The 21,467-nt window shown below is 42.7% G+C and carries 22 protein-coding genes; 6 read left to right on the top strand and 16 right to left on the bottom strand.

Annotated elements, in window-relative coordinates:
• Positions 1-28: 28 nt before the first annotated feature.
• From BZK41_RS23250 to BZK41_RS23185, 14 genes are all read right to left on the bottom strand, one after another.
• Positions 29-1,627 carry a TraU family protein gene (locus BZK41_RS23250; RefSeq protein ID WP_044702821.1) on the bottom strand — a complete coding sequence of 533 codons (1,599 nt, stop codon included), beginning with the start codon at positions 1,625-1,627 and terminating at the stop codon, positions 29-31.
• Between the two features lie 158 nt (positions 1,628-1,785).
• The gene (gene traN, locus BZK41_RS23245; protein ID WP_079939730.1) at positions 1,786-3,384 is read right to left on the bottom strand and encodes a conjugal transfer protein TraN; all 1,599 of its coding nucleotides are present in this window, start codon (positions 3,382-3,384) and stop codon (positions 1,786-1,788) included.
• 12 nt (positions 3,385-3,396) lie between these two features.
• A complete protein-coding gene (locus BZK41_RS23240; RefSeq protein ID WP_079939729.1) occupies positions 3,397-5,415 on the bottom strand; it encodes a conjugal transfer protein TraN in 2,019 nt (672 codons plus the stop codon).
• A 3-nt stretch (positions 5,416-5,418) separates the two neighbouring features.
• Positions 5,419-7,953 (bottom strand): TraC family protein, encoded by a 2,535-nt coding sequence (locus tag BZK41_RS23235; protein ID WP_079939728.1) that lies wholly within the window; start codon positions 7,951-7,953, stop codon positions 5,419-5,421.
• The gene (locus BZK41_RS23230; RefSeq protein WP_044702817.1) at positions 7,953-8,471 is read right to left on the bottom strand and encodes a TraV family lipoprotein; all 519 of its coding nucleotides are present in this window, start codon (positions 8,469-8,471) and stop codon (positions 7,953-7,955) included. The genes BZK41_RS23235 and BZK41_RS23230 overlap by 1 nt, the downstream gene beginning before the upstream one ends.
• Positions 8,471-9,712 carry a TraB/VirB10 family protein gene (locus BZK41_RS23225; protein ID WP_044702816.1) on the bottom strand — a complete coding sequence of 414 codons (1,242 nt, stop codon included), beginning with the start codon at positions 9,710-9,712 and terminating at the stop codon, positions 8,471-8,473. Before BZK41_RS23225 ends, BZK41_RS23230 begins: the two co-directional genes overlap by 1 nt.
• A complete protein-coding gene (locus BZK41_RS23220) occupies positions 9,712-10,506 on the bottom strand; it encodes a type-F conjugative transfer system secretin TraK (RefSeq protein WP_079939727.1) in 795 nt (264 codons plus the stop codon). Before BZK41_RS23220 ends, BZK41_RS23225 begins: the two co-directional genes overlap by 1 nt.
• Positions 10,507-10,539: 33 nt before the next feature.
• Positions 10,540-11,169: a TraE/TraK family type IV conjugative transfer system protein gene (locus BZK41_RS23215; RefSeq protein WP_079939726.1), complete on the bottom strand. Its 630-nt coding sequence runs from the start codon at positions 11,167-11,169 to the stop codon at positions 10,540-10,542.
• Positions 11,170-11,172: 3 nt separating this feature from the next.
• A complete protein-coding gene (locus BZK41_RS23210) occupies positions 11,173-11,454 on the bottom strand; it encodes a hypothetical protein (RefSeq protein WP_044702811.1) in 282 nt (93 codons plus the stop codon).
• A 12-nt stretch (positions 11,455-11,466) separates the two neighbouring features.
• Positions 11,467-11,868 (bottom strand): conjugative transfer protein TraE, encoded by a 402-nt coding sequence (locus BZK41_RS23205; RefSeq protein WP_079939725.1) that lies wholly within the window; start codon positions 11,866-11,868, stop codon positions 11,467-11,469.
• A 14-nt stretch (positions 11,869-11,882) separates the two neighbouring features.
• Positions 11,883-12,752 carry a DsbC family protein gene (locus BZK41_RS23200; protein ID WP_079939724.1) on the bottom strand — a complete coding sequence of 290 codons (870 nt, stop codon included), beginning with the start codon at positions 12,750-12,752 and terminating at the stop codon, positions 11,883-11,885.
• Positions 12,752-13,135, bottom strand: a complete 384-nt coding sequence (locus BZK41_RS23195; protein ID WP_241243679.1) for a hypothetical protein — start codon at positions 13,133-13,135, stop codon at positions 12,752-12,754. Before BZK41_RS23195 ends, BZK41_RS23200 begins: the two co-directional genes overlap by 1 nt.
• 370 nt (positions 13,136-13,505) lie before the next feature.
• Positions 13,506-13,832, bottom strand: coding sequence for a hypothetical protein (locus BZK41_RS23190; protein ID WP_044702807.1), 327 nt, complete (start codon positions 13,830-13,832; stop codon positions 13,506-13,508).
• Positions 13,833-13,911: 79 nt separating this feature from the next.
• On the bottom strand, positions 13,912-14,253 hold the full coding sequence (locus BZK41_RS23185) for a hypothetical protein (protein WP_044702805.1): 342 nt from the start codon (positions 14,251-14,253) through the stop codon (positions 13,912-13,914).
• 119 nt (positions 14,254-14,372) lie between these two features.
• Here BZK41_RS23185 and BZK41_RS23180 point away from each other — a divergent pair, with 119 nt between their 5' ends.
• Together BZK41_RS23180 and BZK41_RS23175 are read left to right on the top strand one after the other, a co-directional pair.
• Positions 14,373-14,648, top strand: a complete 276-nt coding sequence (locus tag BZK41_RS23180) for a hypothetical protein (RefSeq protein ID WP_044702803.1) — start codon at positions 14,373-14,375, stop codon at positions 14,646-14,648.
• 216 nt (positions 14,649-14,864) lie between these two features.
• On the top strand, positions 14,865-15,914 hold the full coding sequence (locus tag BZK41_RS23175) for a hypothetical protein (RefSeq protein WP_049001248.1): 1,050 nt from the start codon (positions 14,865-14,867) through the stop codon (positions 15,912-15,914).
• A gap of 1,053 nt (positions 15,915-16,967) precedes the next feature.
• On the opposite strand, the gene BZK41_RS23170 is transcribed toward BZK41_RS23175, so the two are convergent.
• Positions 16,968-17,348 (bottom strand): hypothetical protein, encoded by a 381-nt coding sequence (locus tag BZK41_RS23170; protein WP_079939723.1) that lies wholly within the window; start codon positions 17,346-17,348, stop codon positions 16,968-16,970.
• Positions 17,349-17,584: 236 nt separating this feature from the next.
• On the opposite strand from BZK41_RS23170, the gene BZK41_RS23165 reads away from it, so the two are divergent.
• From BZK41_RS23165 to BZK41_RS23155, 3 genes are read left to right on the top strand one after another with little or no spacing between them, the layout of a single operon-like run.
• Positions 17,585-18,445: a ParA family protein gene (locus tag BZK41_RS23165; RefSeq protein ID WP_044702628.1), complete on the top strand. Its 861-nt coding sequence runs from the start codon at positions 17,585-17,587 to the stop codon at positions 18,443-18,445.
• Entirely contained in the window at positions 18,442-19,800 is a 1,359-nt protein-coding gene (locus BZK41_RS23160; RefSeq protein WP_079939722.1) for a KorB domain-containing protein, read from the top strand. The genes BZK41_RS23165 and BZK41_RS23160 overlap by 4 nt, the downstream gene beginning before the upstream one ends.
• 4 nt (positions 19,801-19,804) lie before the next feature.
• Entirely contained in the window at positions 19,805-20,509 is a 705-nt protein-coding gene (locus tag BZK41_RS23155) for a hypothetical protein (RefSeq protein ID WP_079939721.1), read from the top strand.
• Between the two features lie 5 nt (positions 20,510-20,514).
• On the opposite strand, the gene BZK41_RS23150 is transcribed toward BZK41_RS23155, so the two are convergent.
• The gene (locus BZK41_RS23150) at positions 20,515-20,814 is read right to left on the bottom strand and encodes a hypothetical protein (protein ID WP_044702631.1); all 300 of its coding nucleotides are present in this window, start codon (positions 20,812-20,814) and stop codon (positions 20,515-20,517) included.
• Positions 20,815-20,862: 48 nt separating this feature from the next.
• Between BZK41_RS23150 and BZK41_RS23145 the strand changes: the two genes are divergently transcribed.
• Positions 20,863-21,378 (top strand): hypothetical protein, encoded by a 516-nt coding sequence (locus tag BZK41_RS23145; protein ID WP_079939720.1) that lies wholly within the window; start codon positions 20,863-20,865, stop codon positions 21,376-21,378.
• Positions 21,379-21,467: the final 89 nt, after the last annotated feature.

The raw sequence follows: 21,467 nt of genomic DNA, 5'->3' as shown, positions 1-21,467 counted from the left end.
ACAAATTTGCGCATGCGCAAAATCAATTTTAAAGTGGGGAGCCTGAATAGCTTACGCAGCAGTCTTTTTTCTCAAACATCATCCACATGAAATTATCTTTTCGTGGATCGTGTTTACCACCTGTCCATAAAAGACCTTCTCGACCTATGGGGAGACATGCAGTGCTTCGCGCTGGTCGCATCATCTGTAGCTTGAAGCGATCCTTACGCCAAATAGGGGCCAGTTCGCGGTAACAACCATCGGCTGATGTGTTCCAGAGCAGGCCGAGGCGTCCCATCATGTAAATCGTTCTGGCCGCAATACCGGCATTTGCTTCTACGTAATCAGTTGATGTAATGGAACCCGAAAGTGGATAGGCATTTCCCCATGACCCCATGCACCAGAAAAGAACGTTTAAGGGCATACCAAATGATGCTGCTACTGAATCAGCAGAGCAGGTAATTGTGGAAATAGGATTTGCAAAAAGCAGTGCTTCAGGGTTGATGATGAGACTAAGGATATCGTTATTCCACTGAGGCAAAATTTCAGTCATCATTGCTACGTCAAAACCCTCATCATCGAGGCAGGGAATGTCGTAAAACATATCGAGAATTTTCCAGGCTGGGAAAATATAGTAATGAGTTTGCTGAAATGCTCTTTTAGATGAACCGTTTTCATCTAACCCGCCACTTAATGTCCCTGGTTTAGGTGAGTTAAGTGTCGTGCCGAGAGGCATCATGCAATATGGATCTGATACGGTATCGATTATTCTTTTAGGCTCCCAAAAAGAAGTACGGAGGCCGATCTTAGGGATCGTACCACCCGTACATACGCAAACTGGAGAGTTGACTTTGCCTGGGGTTTCTTCCCCACCCACGATTTGCACACCGGCGATACGCATTGGGAATATACATGACCAGCCAATATCAGTAACCGGATTTATAAATGTGGATTTGCATTCAGCGTGGGCCGCAGGAATTATTGCGCCTAACGCTGTAGAGAGAAGATCTGAGGTTGCGCTCAACATATCTGCTGAAAGGGAGCGAAGCATCGCTGTAGAACGCTTAGTATCCGGGTTCCATTCATACTCATTTATTACTAAATGAGTTCCTTCCTGCGACACAATTGTTGGCGTTACTTTTATATCAAGACGCTGTTGCAGGGATTTATCAAGAATGAAAGCAGGGCGATCTAAGGATTCACTTTTTTTAATCACATCCCCATGTGTATAAAGCACCATATCAGTGCTTTTTACGTTTGATTTTAACCATTCCTCCTGCCCCGGACTAATTACTACAATACGTTGTGGCAAATGGACAAACTGGAGAGGATTGAAGGTATAGCCTTTCGGGTATAGCACTTTTCCATCTTTATCAGGAACATCAATAAGAGATGTATAGAACGGAACGTGAGTACGGGTTTGCGTTTTTTTAGACACAGGTAGTGGGACACCCTGAAATGTTGCCCATGAATCACGGTTCTTATTGAGTTCTTTAGACCAGTCCACAGCTCTGACTCGCTGTTCAATTTCAGCCAGTGCATCAGGCTCTGCAATTCCGTAGACCTGGCCTATGGTGTTACTTGTGCTGGCTGCGCTGGCCCCAAACGACAGACTTGCACTGAGAATGAGAGGTATCAATTTCGACATGACGAGTCACTTTTCCATGATATGTATTTATATCATAAACCAGAATTAATTAAATGACACATCAAATTTTTGATTAGGTGTTTGCTTTTGCTTCCTGTTTGTAACTCCTTGTTTTTGGTGCTAATGAGGCGCGGATTAATCCGCGCCTCTTAATTTAATTAATTAGTTTTGTCGTAGAAATCCTTAATGGTCTGATTAACATCAGTTTGAATTTCATCAGTAGCTTTTTTGACCATATCCTCAACGTATTCAGTCATGTCGATTTTGCTGAAGTCCAGTGCCTGGAATTCGTCAGGCGTGAACCCACGGCATTGAGGTGAACCAGCTTTGCCCCAACCATCGAAATTTTTAAGTTGAGGGCGACCCTGTTCGTGAATAATTCGGGCAAGTTTTGAGTTAAAACAACAGTAGCTGGTTGCTTTTTGTACGCACCCTAATAGTGGAATTTTCTTTTTGCAGTATTTCCCAACCTCATGGCAATAACCGCTACCTGCGGCCATCGCAGTTTCCATCGATGTTTGGTCGCATGCCTTCATCAGATACTCCATCGCAAAATATATCGCTACGGATATCGCAATGGTTGCTGGGTTAAACATTAGTGCCATCGATTGAGAGAAACCCTGAGCGGCCATCTGTGAAGCTACTGCTGCATCACCGGTAGCCTGCATTGCAACCTCATAATAGAGATAAGCCTCCTTTGATGCGGTATATAGCTTCGATACAGTGCTCGTTATCTCTGAAATGCTACCTAGCGCACCCACTGAATCGGTGAATACCTTCCCCTCACTTTTACAACAGTTTTTAAAGGCAGTATCTACCCCTGCCAGCTTGCAATCTTGCGCCCGGCCACTAAAAATCAGCAACTGATCCAGACACACTCCCTCATCCGTTTTCTTCCCGTCATCAACAAGCATCGAACCGTCAATGTTACCCTCATCAACAGGTTTATTCAGATTCAGGTCAATACAGGGAGCATTACCGAGAGGGCAGGTAAGTTTGGATACTGTATTAGAGCAGATGCCATTCGAAAGTGTCCAGTTTGAAGGGCATGAAACGATTTCAACTGTATAAGCTGTCATTATGCATTTATTGCCCTGCTGAATATAATCTGCCGGGCAATAAGTTGTTACTTGAATTCCTTCCATTTTAGTGCATGTAGTGCCATCAAGAGTATAACCTTCTGGACAGAAATAATCTGCCAAAGGAATTACGGTTCCATTCGCAATTGCTCTGTTTAATGCAGGCTCACAATAATCGTAGTGTCCACCATAGAGGCCGCATCGTGAATCGTAAATAAGACTGTTCACTAGGGCTTCAGTATTTCCGCACCAAAAACCGGCTTTTGTTCTATGTGAGAAAATATATACTACATATCTATGTGATGACTGGGTACATGACATCTCAGTATTTTGAGAAGCAGGGATAACAACAGTTTTTACGCACTGACCGGTTTGAAGATAATAATCATGAGGGCAAGCGTATTCTACATTTGTCGTTGAAGTTTTTGAACATTGACCGTTGCCAGCAGGAATATATCCAGATGGGCATGAATGATTTGCTGGCTGAGAGTTAGTTTCAGAAACATAATTACATGCAGCGTACTCCCCTTCAGAGTCAAAACTCCCGTCACCGTTCTTATCTATACCGCAGCCGTAGTTCTGGGCTGGAGTTGTATCTACCGCAACAGCAGGGCGAACGGTTAAGAATGTAACCACGTAACAGAAAATTATTAAGCAGGAAATTAAACGTCTAAACATAATGGTATTCCTTTATTTCTGATCTGGTTTTTTTTGTGTGCCAGAAGTACAAATCATATCCTGACCAGCCTGACGCATAACCTGCATAATTGCTGAGGCTTCCGCAAATTCATTTAGACACTGACAGGCTTTAACTATTTCCTCGCCTGGCCCGGCAGGACAGGTATTACCGGTGTCACATTCGTAATAGAAGTTGTCGTATTTAACGACTCCTGCATTATTGTTTTTGTCTACCTGACCGCTTATTGACATATCAGGAGTTGTTTTGGCTTTACGAGTTTTACACATGTTGATACACGGCCCCACGGTAGGCATATCAGGCCAAAATAATTCTCCTGAACCATATGTAACCTGCCCGTTTGAGAACATTTTGTCTTTATAATCTGCCGGAGTGACGGTTTTATCTACGTAAGCTTTTCTTTCTAAAATATTGTCAAAATTAAAATCAACCTTACGATTACATCTGTAAGCCCTTTTTTTATTAAACCAGTCACGTTTTACAGGTACAGTACAAAAACTACCTTGTAATACTTTTGTTTGTGGAAGAGGTATGAGGCCCGTATTAATACTGCTAATGAAGGTTTTTACACCATCAACTGTTTCCTCAGCTAACTGACAATTCTGGTCATTTTCATAAGCAGTACAGGTATTGGTAACGTACTCGCTACCCTCGCGGCAGGATAAATCGGCTTTCAGTCGAACGAGCGCATAACCTTCACCCTCACCGGAAACTTCAACTCTGATCTTGAATTTGACCTGACCGTTTTTGTTGAGATATTGCTTAAAATCCAGATTCGGAGTCATATTCCAGGATTTTCCTAGCTCACACGCTCCCGGAACCGGGCCTGCATCGTTCCAGTTGCCATAAGGCCCAGACCAGACAACTTTTTCGCCAGCCCAAAGCTGCATCCAGTCATCGAAAACGGCATTGTTAAGAGTGGCACTGGCTATACGGGTGTGATCCTTAATGAAGAAACTAGAATCAACTTCGTAGTAGGAACACGACCCTTTCCAGTAGTTATCTCCCAGACGACCAAGTATTAGTTGCAGGCAGTCAGTTCCGCATTGCTGTACTGAACCGGCCCCTCCGTCGAAAGCAATAATCTCATCCAGTTTCGGCTCATCGAGATTTACATTTCGAGTGATATCACAGTTGTAGATATCTGATTTTTCGTTTGGATTAAGACTTCCACTGTTGATCATGCGATAAGCATCGCTTGTTTTTGCGGTTTCATTTGCGTCGTTTTTCATGGCGTTGTAGTTATCCTGATAAGTCAGGATTTTTTGTCCATCAGCCGTACCAAAAAAACCTTCAGAGTCACCGATTGAACATGAAGCTGTTTCCCCACCCACAAATGATGCAGACACTCCATCAATTTTTATTTGGCTTAACGTAAACCACGGGTTCGCTCTGGAAAGGGCTTGTGATGCACCGCCGCCCAGGTCATTCAGAATTTGACTGAGGTTGTTCCAGGCAAGGTTGTTACCACAGCTATTATTGATGCAGTAACACCCCCCTAAATCGCTCATAGCGACACTTTTTCTGCCAAGCTGGTAAGTTGTAGCATCTGCAACCCACGCCCATGATGAGCAAGTGGCTGCATTATTAGCGTCGGTGCAGGTCTGGAACCCATTACTACAAACAACGGAAACCTCCCAACCTGGAGAGGTAGTAATATCGAGGCTTCCGTTCATATCTGTATCCTGCATAATATTCAGGAGTTTCAGATTCCCATTCGCCGCCGGTTGTACGAGCATGCGCATAAACTCAGAAGTTCCTTTGCAGACAGCTTTTCCATTAAAGGAAGTCTGACCGTCATAAGTCTTCATTATGTTATCGCCTGAAACTGGGCGTATCTGAGATTCATTAAGCCTTGATGCCGTACCGGTCTGTCCTTTGACTGTTGATGAAATTGAACCGGCAGCGTCTTTACTCTGAGTCATTTTTGACGGATCTGGTGTTGCACTGATTTGCGCATGCGCAAAATAAGGGAGCAGGAATGCTCCCAGAAAAAGAATCTGAATTTTCATAAGTCACCCGGCTTTTAGATGTGCAGCGGATACACCTGACAGTTGTTCAATGACTTTAACCGGCTCCATACCTGTTGCAATTAAACGGTCAAAAGCAGCAACATCCTTACCGTCAGAGGTATTAATCCAGTATCGCCATTTATCGACGCATAATCTGGCTACTCCCATACCTAACGGGCAATCTATAAAAACCTCTCCATAGTTTGGACGGGCGTTACGGACGCTACGCAGAAGTTTAAGCGGGAATCCACCATTGATATTAGGTAGAACACCTTTTGAAACGGCTTCGTCATACATGCGGGATTCGAGATAATAGCGCCACTGGGCGTTAGCTTTGACTACTGGGCCAAGCCCCGGAAGTGCTTCATAATCAAGTGGTGACTGTAAAACTATCCCCATAGCGCCACGGTATTTACGTGCGCGGCGATAACACTCATTTATCATTTGAGTCAGGCCATCCATAGTAACAAAACCGGTTTTTTGCAACATAGAGGCGACTTCTTCTACCAAAATAAGATTTGGCTGTGAACGGTCTGACAGATAGAGATCCATCGTTATTGCGTTCATTAAGTTTACAATCATTGGATAGAATAACTGTTTAACTGAACGTAGTTTTTCCAGGTCAGTACAAACAAATTCGTCATCCTTAATATTGAATGTCGTTGGGCCTGTGAAAAATTTCCCGTAATAACCATCGGATTTAAATGCACCTAACAAATAGCTGAGGTCAAAAGCTATCTGGTGTAATTTTTCTGCACTGGCCTGGTGCTTATCCATGAATTCGGAATCAATGTATTTTGAAGACAAAAGATAATCCGTAATAGCATCAGTTCCTCGCAGTTGCTGACCATCTTCAACGGCATACTGACATGCTCTGTCTATCAGGTTAGCTTCCATTTCGCTTACTGGCTGGCCGGTGAATGCGTAGGCACATGCACTGAAGACGATCTGTGCAGTAGAGATATTTTGTGCGAGGTCTTCGAGGTCGTGCCAGGTAAAGTCCAGGGGATTGATACAAATAGGTGAATGCAGATTAAAGTCTATGTAACGACCTTTACGGATGCGTGTGAGTTTCTCATATGACTTACCCAAATCCATAATACGTGCTTTTGCGCCGACGCTAAGATAGCCATCTACCATATCGTTGAGAAAGAATGACTTACCACCACCAGTTTCCGCAACTACTGAAAAATTGTGTGCGTTAGCACGAGGATCATACATATCAATGTTGATAATCTGTCCCTTGCGGCCAATATAAGTCTGAACCGGACGGCCACCGCCGCGGAAATCCCCCTGAACGGGAAGGAAACGCGTGATATTTTCGTTATCAAGATAGAAATGACGGTCAATTGTCTCGATGTTGTTTTCAATATGGTAGAAACCAAAGGGAAGGGCAGTGTAGAACATGACATGCTTGATGGATGTCTCATACATCATCTCAAAGTCATGAGCTTCCCAAAGGCTCTTAGCCTGGCCTGCGGCAACACGAGTCTCCTGCTCGGTATTACCAAAAACCCATAACTGAGGGATTATGTATGAAAACTTACTCTGTTTAGCAATCATGTTTTGCATGACACCAAACTCGATAATGCGCTGATTCAGCGCAGCAGCAAGTCCAGCACCGACACGCTGAAACATAGTTTGCGCAGCCTTGTCGCTAATATTCTTTTTTAGGTCTTCATATACCACTGTGAGTGTGTACATGAACGGAGCCTTAATCTGTCGAATATCATCTTCCGGCCCCAAAAAACCACCAAAGAGTTCATTGGTACGCAGAGGGTTATTATTGCTTTGCGGAATCACGTTTGGATAAAGACAGATGCCATATCTATCACCAATTTTGCTGATAGAGCCAGGGTCATCGAAGTCTAAATTTGTAGCACACATTTGTTTGCGTAATTCGCGATCAGGATCGTAAAGCCCCTTTGCCCGTTTGCCGCTGAAAAACTCCGAAGTCCATTTAATCAAATCGGATGCCTGCCAGCGGCGAGGCTCCATAAATTCAATGGCCTGTTCAATGGAAACAAGTAGTTCTTCCGAAATACGCGCTTCGTTCTTAACAGTAAAAAATAAGCGGAAATTCCGAAGGGGAAGATTTCGCATCTTCTCTACACCTTCGGTTCCCTCACGGATGAATTTGTCCATTGCCTCAATATTCATTGCAGTAATGGGGTCTTCACTATTACGGATATCCCGGTACTGTTGAATATAATCATCCATGTTGTGATCAGGAAACAAAATCCACTGAGTCACTGTCCCTTTTGGAAATTGTGACTTAATAATACTGTGGAGTTTATCGAGCTTATCATTACCCAGGAACGCCAGTGGCTTGAGTTCCCATATCCAACCAATGGTGTTGTCAAAGTTTAAAAATGAGTTGCTATCGAAATCCTCACCAGGTAAACGTTTATGAAAACTGAGGTAGGGTAGATACTCACTGGGCTGATCACGAACTGACAGATTCAGAACATCAGATTTTGTTACTTCATTCTTAAGGAATATGTTCCTTTCAATAAATTGATGCACCGATTTCAGCATTAGCCTTTTCCTCCCATTAAGAAGGCAGGAGTGGCATCGTCACGGGACAACTGATAGTCCGTTAATACAAATTTTGGCCCGTTAAGCATCGTAAAGACATAACGTGGCATATAGGCTGTCTGCTCATCCAGACCTGGTGAGTAGGAGAGAATTAGCGTCCTGACGACTGTAGGTTGTCTGACGACAGGTGTTTGAGGTGCTTCAATCAACTTTGCAGTTTGTTGGTATACCCGATCACGGTAAGTAGCATAGGCAGCAGACGTCTTTTTTTGTGAAGCATCGGCATTTGCCGCACTGTTAGCGGCAGATACCTTTGGGTCGTTCTCTACCCCATCTTCAGTAATCGCATGCCCCATATCAGCGCCGGTGGTAGCTTCCGTGTAGGCATCATCCGATGAAATGCATTTGCCGTAGCCATCTTCAAGCTTACAGGCGAAATCATTGTGGTAAGGCAGAATAGAACATCCAGTAAGGACGAATGCAGAAATCAGTAACAGGCTTAGTTTTGTCATGTTCATTATTGAATCCTTACTTCTTTAATAGTGAGTTCAGCGGTTTCCTGGATGAAAAGCATCACGTCTTTTCCTGGGCCAGTTTCCAGCGCCGGTGAAGTTTGCTGTGCAAGATTGAGCAGATACTTAGATACTTCAGTAAAGCCACCCGCAACACCGGTAGCAGCACCGTTTTTAACAGCCTCGTCGGGATTGATTGTGTTGACGCTTCCGAGGGGAGATACATTTTGTTGAATGCTCTGATTGCCAATTACATTGGCAAAAGCCTCAACAGATTTAGCCAGGACAGTACCGGCGAGAAGACGGCCAGCGCGTGAAACAACCCTCGCAGACATATCACGTTTACCGTCACGGTCAGAAACAAACCCCTTAACTTGACCTTCCACGATATAGCGACCGTCCATCGTCATACAGTTCATCGATACCGGAAGAACAATAATGCGCTCCGAACTAAGGTTGCCGTTTGCGTTGGCAATGGCGAAACAGCCGCGAAGATTCATTTTGATGAAATTAGGAAGTTGTGCCGGAGCCTGCACCCTAAACATCAACGTTTGTGGGTTCTCAGAGCCAAATTCCCCGGTTAGCGCATTAACGCCAACCAGAAGTTTTGCTTTCATAAATCCAACCGGCAACTGGATCTGATTCTTTTTTGCTGTTGAATCCTGTTCCGGCGTGGTCAATGGAATATCTCCATTTCCTTCAGAAATACCGCCAACCCATACTGTTTCAACGGGAGCCGGTGGCTCGGTTGGAGCAGCAGCAGGGCTGCCATTACCTGTAGGTTGGGGGAAATTTGACATGCCTGGATATTCAGGAGCAGAAGGATAGCCGCCTGTCCCTGAATTACTGGCTGTAGCTGATGGGGATGAAGAGTCAGTTGTCGGGGTTAAACCCTGACCTGTTTGCGATGGGTCAAGAGGTTTAAGATAACCATTTTTTATTGCATCCTGTACTGCTGTTTTTACTTTATCGTCTATTGTTTCTCCCTGTGTTTTGATCTTATCGTTCAAAGTCGTGACAATATCATCCTGAATGACGCTATCATCTTTTTGAGTTGATACATCTTTCGAAACTTCTGGTACTCGTGGTTTTTTCTCACTCTGACCTGTCAGGTAATAAACCCCAAGCGCAATAAGAGAGAATGCTCCAATAGTTCCATATTTTTTTAATTGTTTCTGCTTAGCTGATGGTTGTCGATGAAACCACCCGCGAGCCTGTTCAATGATAGGGAATTTGGTATTGTTCATTACATAGACTCCCGATGGATAATAACCAACGTTGAAAGTTGACCTGTGCTGAGTGCTAACTTTTCAGCAGTAATGGCAAAAATATTGGTTCCAAACTTAGTGTTTAAGAACATCGTTTCAGTCAACGTAACACTCTTTAAAGCCCGAATTGTGTATTGCGAACCGCGTAATCCAGTACCATCAACTAGCACATCGCGCTCTCTTTTCACTTCAATGGGGATAATTCGGCCTCGACTATCATAGATATCTCGTATCCAGTTCTCTTTAACGGGAATAACTTCAAAACTTTCAGGTAAACCTCGACCATTCGTATCAGAGTCAGAAATTATTTTTGTTGATAATGAAACAGCGGCTTCTTCCAGAGAGAGAGCACTAAATAGAGCCTGGTTTGCTTTAATTGATTCTTTAGTGTCGGAACCTAACATGATTTTGTGTGGGTTCTCATATTTAGGCAGAACGATTAATTCAAATGTACTTGTTCCGCAAGTAAGGAATAATTCAGTTGGTTCGGCATAATAATGATTTTCGCCTCCCTGAGACAGATACTTAAACTTAACCCAGAACGAACGGCGGTCGGAGCTGACCTTTACATCTACGGGCTTTTCAGTGCTAAATACGGGTTTAACAGCTTCGCCGGATTCGCAAACGAGTCTGTTTACATCACGGTTAGAAAGAACGACTTGCGTTGATATTTCGGGCAAAACGCGCTGTGTATTTTGTGGAAATATTTTTTTCTCAGCAGCCCCTGCTACTAAAGAAAACGTCAATAGCGACAGTAAAATTGTAGTTTTCATATAAAACCTTGATTGAAAAGTTATGATCGCAGGTTATTGAATATCGAGAAGCCAAATCTGACCATTAACTACTGTATAGTCGATATGCATTTTTATTGGCTCAGGTGGTTTCGCTGTGTCACCAATAATTTTTCGCTGTTCGGCGGTGAATGTATAGCGATACTTATTTTTCGCACCCGTTTCATATTTTATGTCACTGGGGTTGGAAATAATCGCCATTGGTTGGTCTGTTGAAAGCTCCATGCTTTGTGAAACTGAATTGAATTGTTTAAAGTATTTTGCTCGTTCATTAAGTTTTTTGCGGAATTCTTCAACTCGATCTTCATACACCATACCTAAGAGGTCGGCATACTTTTGTTCAACGGATGCTTTCGATACTGAACCGTAATTATTGACAACTAACCGAGCTATCTGGCGCATATAGCCAGTAGATGCGCTCTCACCAGTAATGAGCATTTCGCTTGATTTAGCACCAAAGGGAACAATTACTACAGTTTGTCGTTTTTCCAGTTTATCTGTTTTATCGTAATTCAATGCACCTATGATTACAGAGATAATAAGCATTACGCGTATGAACTTATTTTCAGAAGTCGCTTTCTGAAAATTGTTCATAGCCACGCTGGTATCCTTTTTAACAGGTTTCGCCGTGGGTCTTTTAAACATTAATTATTCCTCCAGCTTTTTTGCTGATGAGTTCGGATACCCATAAATTTCAACAAATCCTAATAAGTAAAGGGTGTGACGGAAAAAGCCTCGACCCTTAGAACGTTTGATTTTGATGGCGGCGATGGATAGCGGGAATACTATGGCCCATGTGATACCCCCAAATTGCATACTGGCAATATAACTTACAACCAGCATTAACCATTCATCACGATCAAACCAAAAAATTTGAATGGGTTGATGAGGAAACCGAAACATACGACCTTCATTAAAACCGTAATCCATCGCCGGGTTTCCTTACTGTAAAAGAGCGCCTAAAGAAGTGGTCAGTTCTTCAACTTTAAAAAGGCACGAACCGCCAATTGCATAAGGTAATGCGCGAGTCCAGCCTTCGTTCATTTTTGTGGCCGCTGTAGCAATGAGCCAGCCACCGCCAACAAACCCAACCGGCCCGGTGGCAATTTTGTTAAATGCGATATCATAAACGTTGTAACCAAACGACCCTGCTGCTGGCGTACCAAATGCAATTGCCTGCTGACAAATTACTAAACCGGCCAGTGTCAAAAAGAACAGGGTGATAAGGCGCGCTTGTGGGGAGTGAGTTAAATACTCACGAATACGCGCCCAATAACTCAATTTATTGTCGGCAGACTTGTGCCACTGTAGTTCCTGAAAATTATTTTTACAAACGGTTGTCATATATATACTCCAGCTTATTTAGACGATTTATTAGTTTGAGTAGCAACGGCTTTTTCCATATTTAAAATTGCTTCAGCAATTTTAGATTGATCGAAGCCAACGATAAGGTTTGGTTTAGTATCAACATTAAAGAGGAATGCAGGTGTTCCATTGACACCAGTTGCCTTGATGATTTCAGCGTGTTTAGATAGAACCTCGTCGGCCTCCTTACAAGTTTTTAATGCAGCTTGCTTTTCCATTTGAAGTGCATTAGCTCCATCAGGATTATGTGGAAGTTCTTCAGAAAATACGTAGCGATATGCTGCTTCTTTATCGTCGGAACAAATAACATGCTTCATTTTTGCTAACGCCAAAGGATGGCCTGGGTTGTTAAAGAAAATCAGCTTGCGTTGAACCGGGTGATCTTTTGAATATGTCTGAATCCAATTATCGTAAGAGTGACAGTAAGGGCAGTCTGGATCGGTAAACTCGTAAACTACTGGGGCATTTTTCGGGCCAATGGTAATAGCTGAGTTGAGCGGTAACGATTTCAGTGAATCGGATAATCCCGCCATTTTACTTTCTGCTGTCAGGTTCTTACCTGATTCATCGAACATTTCACCAAATATGAGAACACCTTTTTTGTCGTCCTTTGGAGGGTAAAAATAAATTGTATTACCACCAGTTTGAACTTCGAAAATTCCACTGATTGGGGATTCCTTGAAACTGTTAATATTTAAGGCGCTGAATGATGCGGATAATTTGTCCTGGGCTTCTTTGACCGACATTTCTGTAGGGGCGGCATTTGCTGCATTCGTACCTTTTTGATCATTTTGCGCATGCGCAAAACCACATCCCATACTCATCATTAATGCAGCGGTTACAGTTGCTTTCTTGAAATTCATTATTTGTTTTTCTCCAGTCGTAAGAAAATTGACTCAGCAGGTTCTACGGTAGTTACGGGTTTACGCGGGGCGACCGGGCATTCAACTGGTACGCATGGCGTTTCTTTGTTGATGGCTTTTTTCTGGGGTTGGCTTTTTTTAACCGACTTTTTTTTATGGCTTTTACGGGGCGTTGGGGCAGTTGTAATCGTGTTTGTTGGTGATGGGGGTAGCATGAAAAAACCGTAATTATTACGGTCAAATGCCTTTGTCGCCTCCTGATCGCTGACAATATAAAAAGCTCCAGTTGGTCGCTGAATAATGCGATCAGCGTATGCAGAAGTTATCAGCATCTGAGCGCCCATGACGGTGACGAGTGACGCCATAATTTTGTTAAGTTTCATCCACTGGCTCCTGCATATCCCATGAAACAAATTTGTATCATGGGGAGATTATAAACGGATTTTGTTATCATTCAATATGATTAGAGATAAAAATTCATATCATGAAATCGTTTGATTCAAACAGCGAAGATAAATAACATTATCAATGACATAGATTTATTGTTGTTGATTGATTACTCTCTTTGATTAAGAGTGTTGCTGAAATCAAAATTCAATTTAAGAGGGGGTTAATAAGCTATTTAATTAAGCAGTGTTTGATGAGACTGACGCGCCTGCGGCTTGTCCAACCCCTCAGATACCAGGAAATAAATTCCTGATACCTGATGGGTTTATGATAAGAAGAGAGGAGGATTGGTTCAGAACGGGGGGGCTACTTGTCAGTTGGGTTTTCCAGAAAGCGTACAATAGCTGTATAGATAACACGGCTCGGATTCTGGTCATCGGTGTCCGATAACATACATATCGTTTTGTACGTTTCTGGCCTTATCCATATACCTTTGTAAGCTGCACTCTCAGGGCTTGAAAAATAGCGTTTTGATGCTGACCCATCAGCTCGACTCTTTACTAAGTGCTCGACCGTATCTGCCACCACGTCAGCTTTTTGCTCTCCACGCGTGCTGGCGATATTGTCAATTTGTTCAATGAGGTCTTCATCAATCTTAACCCTCATATATTTCCAGTCTTTGGGGTGTCCCATTCTCTTGTCCATTTATAGTTGTTGTGGATACTGTCAATGTGCGGTCATCAAAATGCAATCAGACAAATGATGATTAACCTCACAGCGCTTGATTAAGATTGTGTTTATCGGCAAAAGTCACAAGTGCCGAGTAAAAAATTTCAGACTCAGGAACGTGCAGGCGGCTGGAGAGTTCCTCCACACGCTTCAACGTTTCTTGATCGACAAAAATATTATAGCCGCCGGTCACGTCATTATCCTGCGGTTCGGCCAGGCTGCGAGTTTCGCTCATGACGTAATCTGAGATAATTTGGCTGTGCAGTTCATAGAGATTGATCTCGCGAGAGAGTGCCAGCAGCTTCAGGTTGTGCGAAATCGGCTTACTGAATTTCTTCAGATGGATTTGCTTGTAGCCCCTGACCCCTTTAGACTGTTCTTTCATCGCATGATCCTCTTTCTGCAATCCCGATCCAAATATTACCATTTTTTAATCCACCGACTACCCTATATCTATGTAATATAGTATTCTGAAGATCGTTTGTGAGTGCGAGAGGTGAGAATATGTACAACTGGAGACTATCGACGGCTGTAAAACTGGCTCAGGAGAATTTTCTGTCTGGTATTCAAATCGCCTTTGATCGCAGAACCTCACGACCGTATTACATTCAGTTTTCGACCCGTTGTGGCGATACAGCGCAACTGGTCACAGCACATACTCAGAAGGAAAAACGTAAGATCCGCGACTTCAGCACAAGAGGGGCTGCGCTCCGTTTTCTGAATTCTCGCTTTCCCGGACACGATACGCTACTGAGTACCGATGTAAAAGTAGTTAACTGAGTATAGCAAAAGCCCCGGCCATCTTGCGATAACCGGGGCTTTAAATGAGGCGGCAGTGCCAGACACCGACCGCTGTACCAACTCCATCAGACCTTAAATGTTGTCCAAGTCGCCAAACTAGCAACACGTAAGGTAACGGGGTTAGTATAGCAAATCGTTGGTTAAAATAAAGCCCTGGTGCTGCTTTCAGTTCATTTATGAATTGCAGGCAGATGGATGAAACCTGAAGAAAATCAGCGTGATACAAATTTGTATCATGATGATGTCCCGGAAATGGTGCGTTACAGACCATCCAGAAGGGGGGAGTTGAACACCCTCCGTAAAGGGATATCAAAAATACATCGACGCTATACCCCTGTTTTTAATGGGTTAATACCTCAAGGGATCGCTGGCAGAGTCTGCGCCAGCATTACACGTCATGACTGGAACAGGAATTCCGCACTAATTGCTTTGCGGCAGAGAGGCTACACTCCGTGGTCACGCCAGTTTGATCCTGACTTTAAACCCCGTCCTCTTCGTATAGGTGTGCGTTCAGAAAGTCGTGAAGCGCTTACCGCGTTGCACTTTGCTCTTGCAGCAAACTGTGATTATAACCCTGACAATGAATATCCTTTTGAAGTTATCGTTCCTTTTGAAGAAATTGCAAGGCAAATGGGGGTTCTGCATCGCTATGAGAATGGTCGTGTAGCCTATGACATAGCATTGCATGCACTTCGTGTAACTGAGGAAATGAAACAGGTTTATGTTGTCCGGGGGTTTGATAAAGATACTCGCCAGCACAAACCGTTACGTATCTTTTTGAATGTCGATTTCTTCACATCCAAAGGATTAAATCTGGACGAACTGAAAACGCTGGTCTGTCGATTTCAGGCATGGGCCAGAAAGAAAGGATTGACTCAATCCATGAAACAGCGCAATGAACGCCACCTTTTGCGCCTTGCTCGACTGAATCTCGGTATCGATAAACTCTATTCACTCAAAAAGCTACTCAAGCGTGTTAAGTGGCAAATCACAAGCCCTGCACTCATTGAAGAGAAAAACAAGATAATCCACGACATAGAAGAAGCTATCGATAATAAAGTGAGTGCAATGCCTGTTACAAAATCATCGGCTAAAACCAACTGGTTTGCGTTTTCAGCAATCACACCGGTATTTATTACCCGTAAGATTGAGGACGCGGTAAACAGTGAGATGCCAGGCTTACGAGTAACGGATGAAGACCGCTATTACAGCCTCCTTCTTGAACGGGCAGGCCAGTCTAGTTGATATCGAATATCCCCCTTGATTCCCTTCTCACGCAGTCTCTGCGGGGCCAACCTCATCTCAGCGTCTGAATTGCTGTTTTTTTAACCTGGTATTTTGCCACCTACCACGCCGAAAAGTCCGTAAATCTATCATCACTCATGCTGTTTTCTATTCAGCCTGCAATTTGCTCTCTTATTAATCAGTTAATTTCGAATGATATTGTTAATTTCGAATCTTATTTCTGAACTTAACAAGCCCCTTAACAGGGGAGTGTATTGGCAGCCTCCGGCTTGCCGAATGTACCTCCCTTCGCTTTGCTCCGGGCACAAACACCTCACCTCAATATCAATCCAAACATTAAGCATCTTTGATGTAGCACCTGCCACAAGTGGCAGGCATTAGTTCCCTACTTTAATAGGCTCTACAAATGACATTAACGCTCTTAAAATCGCATCCACATCGTGCGTCTTCGACCGTTAACATCATCATCGCTTTAATTAAGAAGGATCAGCCTTCGCACAGCTCAGGCTTCTAAAAACAGGCTTAGCAGGGAAGGGGGGGGATATAGCCACAGAAAGCTCTGTATCCGGCTCTCGCCGGGCTTCGGCGGTTTGCCTGCATGAGAATATAATGATCCTGAGAATCCGCCTTACATGCGCTTACGCGCATAAATAGAGGTCAGCCTGGGGATCGAAAACTTTTGTGAGATAAGTCGGTTTTTTAAATATCCCTCCAGGAGCCGTTAGCTATCTGCTCCTGGTCGGACAGAACAAGTTATGGGTAGTAATATTGTCATTCAAATTTTCTGTGGCGGTCGCAGCCGATAAACTCATTGGCCAGAGGCATCGAGCGATTACCAGTGTTAAAGCAATTTGTTTTTATACAGTAAGTTAGCTGTCATTCTGGTCGAGCATTCTTGTTGAGTTTTTTTGTGGTAACGGCATTAATACGTTACTAGTAACCAGAATTTTTACCAGGTGAAAAGAAGATGGCTTTCGTTCGTACATTTAGCTGACTCTGAAAGCCTGTGGTAGGCGGGTATAGGTTGTTTTACATTTCCTGGTACATAAACGTTTAAGCTGGCATTTTTTTAACTGGAAGCACAGCTAAAGCCCCTGGTAAACATAAAGGCCATCTTTTAGAAAACACCATATCGTTAGTGGCATCGAGCACGATGATATCAGCAGTTACTCTATTTCCTCTCGTTATCAACGTGTTGCCAGAAAGCACGACCACCATCGCTTTCAATACCTCGGAATTAGTCGTATCAGCCGATAGGTTCCATTTCTCGCGTATATCGTCAAGAAGCGCTATCTCAGTTGCATCAAGATTTACTCTGACTTCTGCACCCCCGGTAGTTTTAATTTTGTTACGGTAAATCCTGGCTCGTTCTTTACCGCTAAGAGGGGGTACATCTGATTTTGGTGGCCCTCTGCGTTTTTTTGGTGTGATCACTCTTCATCTCCTGTAACGGTTTACTGTTACATTAATTCATGATATAAATATGTATCATGAATTATGAGCACGTCAAACTCTTTTCTTAGCAATCAAGATGTTGTCACCGTTAACTGGGGAATTTGCGCATGCGCAAAAAAAGCAAAAAACAGTTGTTCGTGTAACACTTATCTGTTATATTTTTTGGGTCAGCCCAAGCTGACGGGATATAGAATCCATAACCGGAGATTTGTCAGATGACAAAGCAACCTACACCTTCAAGAAAAACATTGCTCTCACAGGCTGTTATAAAAGCGATTAAAGCCCTTTGCCCCGTTATCGTATCAGGTAATGGTAAGGGAGGGGTTGGTAAAAGCACCTGGGCTTTTCATATGGCTGCGGCAGCAGTCGAAATGGGTATAAAGACTCTCATTATCGACATGGATGAGCACCTTACTATTACTGAAACTGGCTCCAGTCACCCAGAACTTCCAGAATATGCTTTCTCATGTGATCTGTTTACTGAGGAAGGTATCACTAAACCTATAATGGAGCTTGCTGCGTTGCCGGGCTGCTGGTTTTTGCCGCGAGATAGTCGTCTTGATGAAGTAAACTCAACACCTTTCGAATCAGGCATAGTATTACTGCCTCATTCGCATATGGATTCTTTGAGAGAAGATTTCGACCTCATAATTCTTGATACTCCACCTGGTAAAGGGAACTTGCAGCAATCCGCATTTTTATGTGCGGATACTGCGGCAATGATTACCGAGTTAAGTAACGTTTCAATCAATGGTGTAGTAACTGCTATTACAGTTATTGAAACATTAGTTGAAACTCTGACTGAAGGTGTAACTGACAGCCCTTATAAATTACCTACGTTTATAGTTATCCCCAATAAATATAATTCAAGAAGTGATAAAGAAAAGGCTCAACTTGCTGAATTAAAACGGTACGGGGTACTTTTGACTAATGAGGTAGGGGTGCGTACTCCTGTAAAATCTGCGACGGATAATTTAGTTCCTGTATGGAAAATTAATAACGGGAATGCCCGTCTTGGTGGAAAAGAAATGAAGTCTGCAATCAAAACTATTTTAGAAATGGCGGTGAAAAAATGATTAAACCAACAAATAACAAACTAGTCTCAAGCCTGAGCAAACTTTCACAAGCCGCATCTTCTCGAAAAGATAGCATATCTGGAACGGTATTAAAGCTGCATCCTGACGAATGCTATGAAATGGAGAATCCACGTACAGTTTTCGATGATGCTTTACTTAATTCAATTGTAGAAGATTTTCGCGATCCGAATAAAGGGCAACAGGAAGCAATTTACGTTTACCCCGCTGACGAAAATGGTAAGTATAGAGTCCAGATAGGAGCTACCCGCTTACATGCTGGTCGAATTGTTGTGAAAGAGAATCCAGATTTTCGACTTAAAGCGATCATTGATACAGCGATAGTTAGTAAGGATGAATCCGAGCAATATTTTGAACGCGGAATGAGTAATATTAAACGTAACAATATGACTCTGCGTGACCGTGCCAATTTCATTGCTGATTATTTAGAGAAGGCTAAAAAAGAAGGGAAAAAAATAACACAAGCCGATGTAGCAGAGCGGTTAGGTTTAAAAAATAGCTCGGCAGTTTCGCGTCTATTGAAACTGCGCTTTATGTCGGCTGAAGTGGAGTCTCTGTATAATACCGGGGTAACTACGGATATTGATACGCTGGCCTCGTTAGTTGATATTCAGCAGGAGAATCCGGCGTTATTTAGTGAGTTGATTGCTCTTCCTGAAATTGAGCGTTCAACAGTTCGACAGGCTAAGAAAAACGGTACGCTGAAAATTGTAGATCCTGAAGAGGCTGAGTCTTCAGCTTTCAAGGAGAATGAAAAACTTGCGCATGCGCAAAATTCACAGACCGGTTCCACTGATGATGAAGTAGTCACAATTGCATACGTGGACTACATTTTTAAAACAGGCTCAGTCAATTTGCTTATCAAGCAAACGTCAGAAGGTTTTTTGGCATCTCTGGAAACGATTTTCGAGCATGGGATCACTTACGAAAAATCGTTTGCTGAATCGCCGTTGTTTGCTTCCGAAGATGAAGCAGCAAATTATGCTAAATCGCTCATTGAAGCATGGGCTGAGTCCGTTATATCAGATAAAGACGCGGTAAGTATTGAAGAATACCAGGATGCCAAAAGTTTTCTTCAATGGCTGAAAACAAGTACCGGAAAAGCTGAAAAGCCTGCTGGTCAGCAACGTGCTAAAAAAGTCTCTCTGAACGCGACAATCTGGGGTGAAGTGAACGGCGAAAAATGCGAGTTGCTGGTTAATGTATCGCAGGAAGTTATTGGGGCTGATATGAAAGATAAGGTCACAAGCGGTTTCGTTCTGGTATCAGTAGACGGTGTTGTAAAATTGGTCAACGAAAAGGATTTTGTATTCAAGTCTGCTGAATATAAGGAGTGAGTTAATGTACTCACTCTTACTCAAGGATAGGGCATATCCCATCACTATGTACTTAGCCTATATGACGCGGGTAAAGGGGCTTACCCGCGCTCAGGCCATCGAGCTACTTACATATAATGCTGTCAAACTGGGGTTAAGAAAGGACTCAACCCCACCGGCGAGTAACACTGTCGCTCGTTGGGGCAAAACTACTGATGTACCTCTGTGGGCGATAGTGACTGCGATGTATATCACTGATAGGTTAGGAAAAATACCATTCCTGGATAAGGAATGGGCTTTCTGGAGTTATTCGACCAGTGAACGTGGTATAGATAAAACAAAATATACTGGAATACCTTATGAATGGTTAAACACTGCTTATAATTATAAGAAAGAGTATGAATTGAGAGCAGAATACAGAAAGCGTTTTAAATCACTAAGTTATCCTGATATTGCTTCAAAAATTGTAATATTTTATAGGGGGAATAATTTAGAATCAGTAAATATTCCCACCTTATTTTTTGGCTTGTCTAATTCGTTTACCCTTAACGAGTATATTGATGATAAGTTAAATTCCGGGAAACCACTTACTGATGACGATGTATCTTTTGCTATAGCAAAAGATGACAGCAATGCGCGGCTTTATGATGAGATTGTATGTACACTTAAGGAACTGGCTGAGCTACAAGTAGTAACTCACCTATGCAAAGGGTATATTGCCGTTTCGTGACGGCATCAACAATCGTTGTCATTTTTGTTGCGCTTTTCAAATAGATCCACGATATTATACAGCATCACGTTAGCTGTTCTCCTTGCCATACTTATCCTTTTCATTTCATGGAGATTTCTGTCGTGAAGTTTACGTAGGAAAATAATGCTATAAAGATTTGCTACTTCCTGCCGATAACGTTCTGGTAGACGTTTAAGATAAGATTTGATCCAAAGATTATCATCTGTATTACACATTTTGGGTAAAGGAATATATTTAAGGCTTTCTTCTAATTTCTTTTGTTCACTAAAAGATAGTTTTGCCATAAATGTCACCCTTTTTGTTCTTGAGTAATATTTTATATTGAGGTTAGCATGCTCACCAATATCCGGGAAGTTAGTAATTGTAAATCTGTAGGCAAAAGGGAATATTCAATAGATGACTTTACTCAGGATATGATCTTGCTCCTGCCTAAGTCTCCAAAGTCGTTTATTCATATTTTGAAAATGGCTTTTGGTCGTTCCTTTAGCTTTACTGAATATGAGATACACTCATCTATAAATGAAATATCCGTAGAGGTAACGGCTAAGGTACTTGAAGGATATCTGGCAAATGTAAATCCTATACCAGTTATTGCACTAAAAAGCCGCCCGGAAATCGACCCTGATGTTATGGAAGTCCTTAATGATAATGATGTTCATATAGCGATGCTCATTGCACGTCATTTGTATGGCGATTTTACTGAAACTGTAGATGAGCATCGTGAGCTTTCAGAAAGAGCGTTGAGAACGGGACGCGGAACCTACAAAACTACATTTAACTATTTGTCTCGTTCTGTATGTATTGAAACAAGTTTGGCTGATTTCCGCTCTACGGTTTATCTGGTATAGAACTGGCGATAATTTTCAGATATCGCTCCGTATCGCTCTCAGAAGTTTTATTGGATTTCTTCCACCCGTGAGATCGCTGACCATTTTTG

Source organism: Citrobacter sp. A316 (assembly GCF_002042945.1).
Classification (GTDB): Bacteria; Pseudomonadota; Gammaproteobacteria; order Enterobacterales; family Enterobacteriaceae; genus Citrobacter; species Citrobacter portucalensis.
This window is presented reverse-complemented; position numbering and strand designations above follow the sequence as displayed.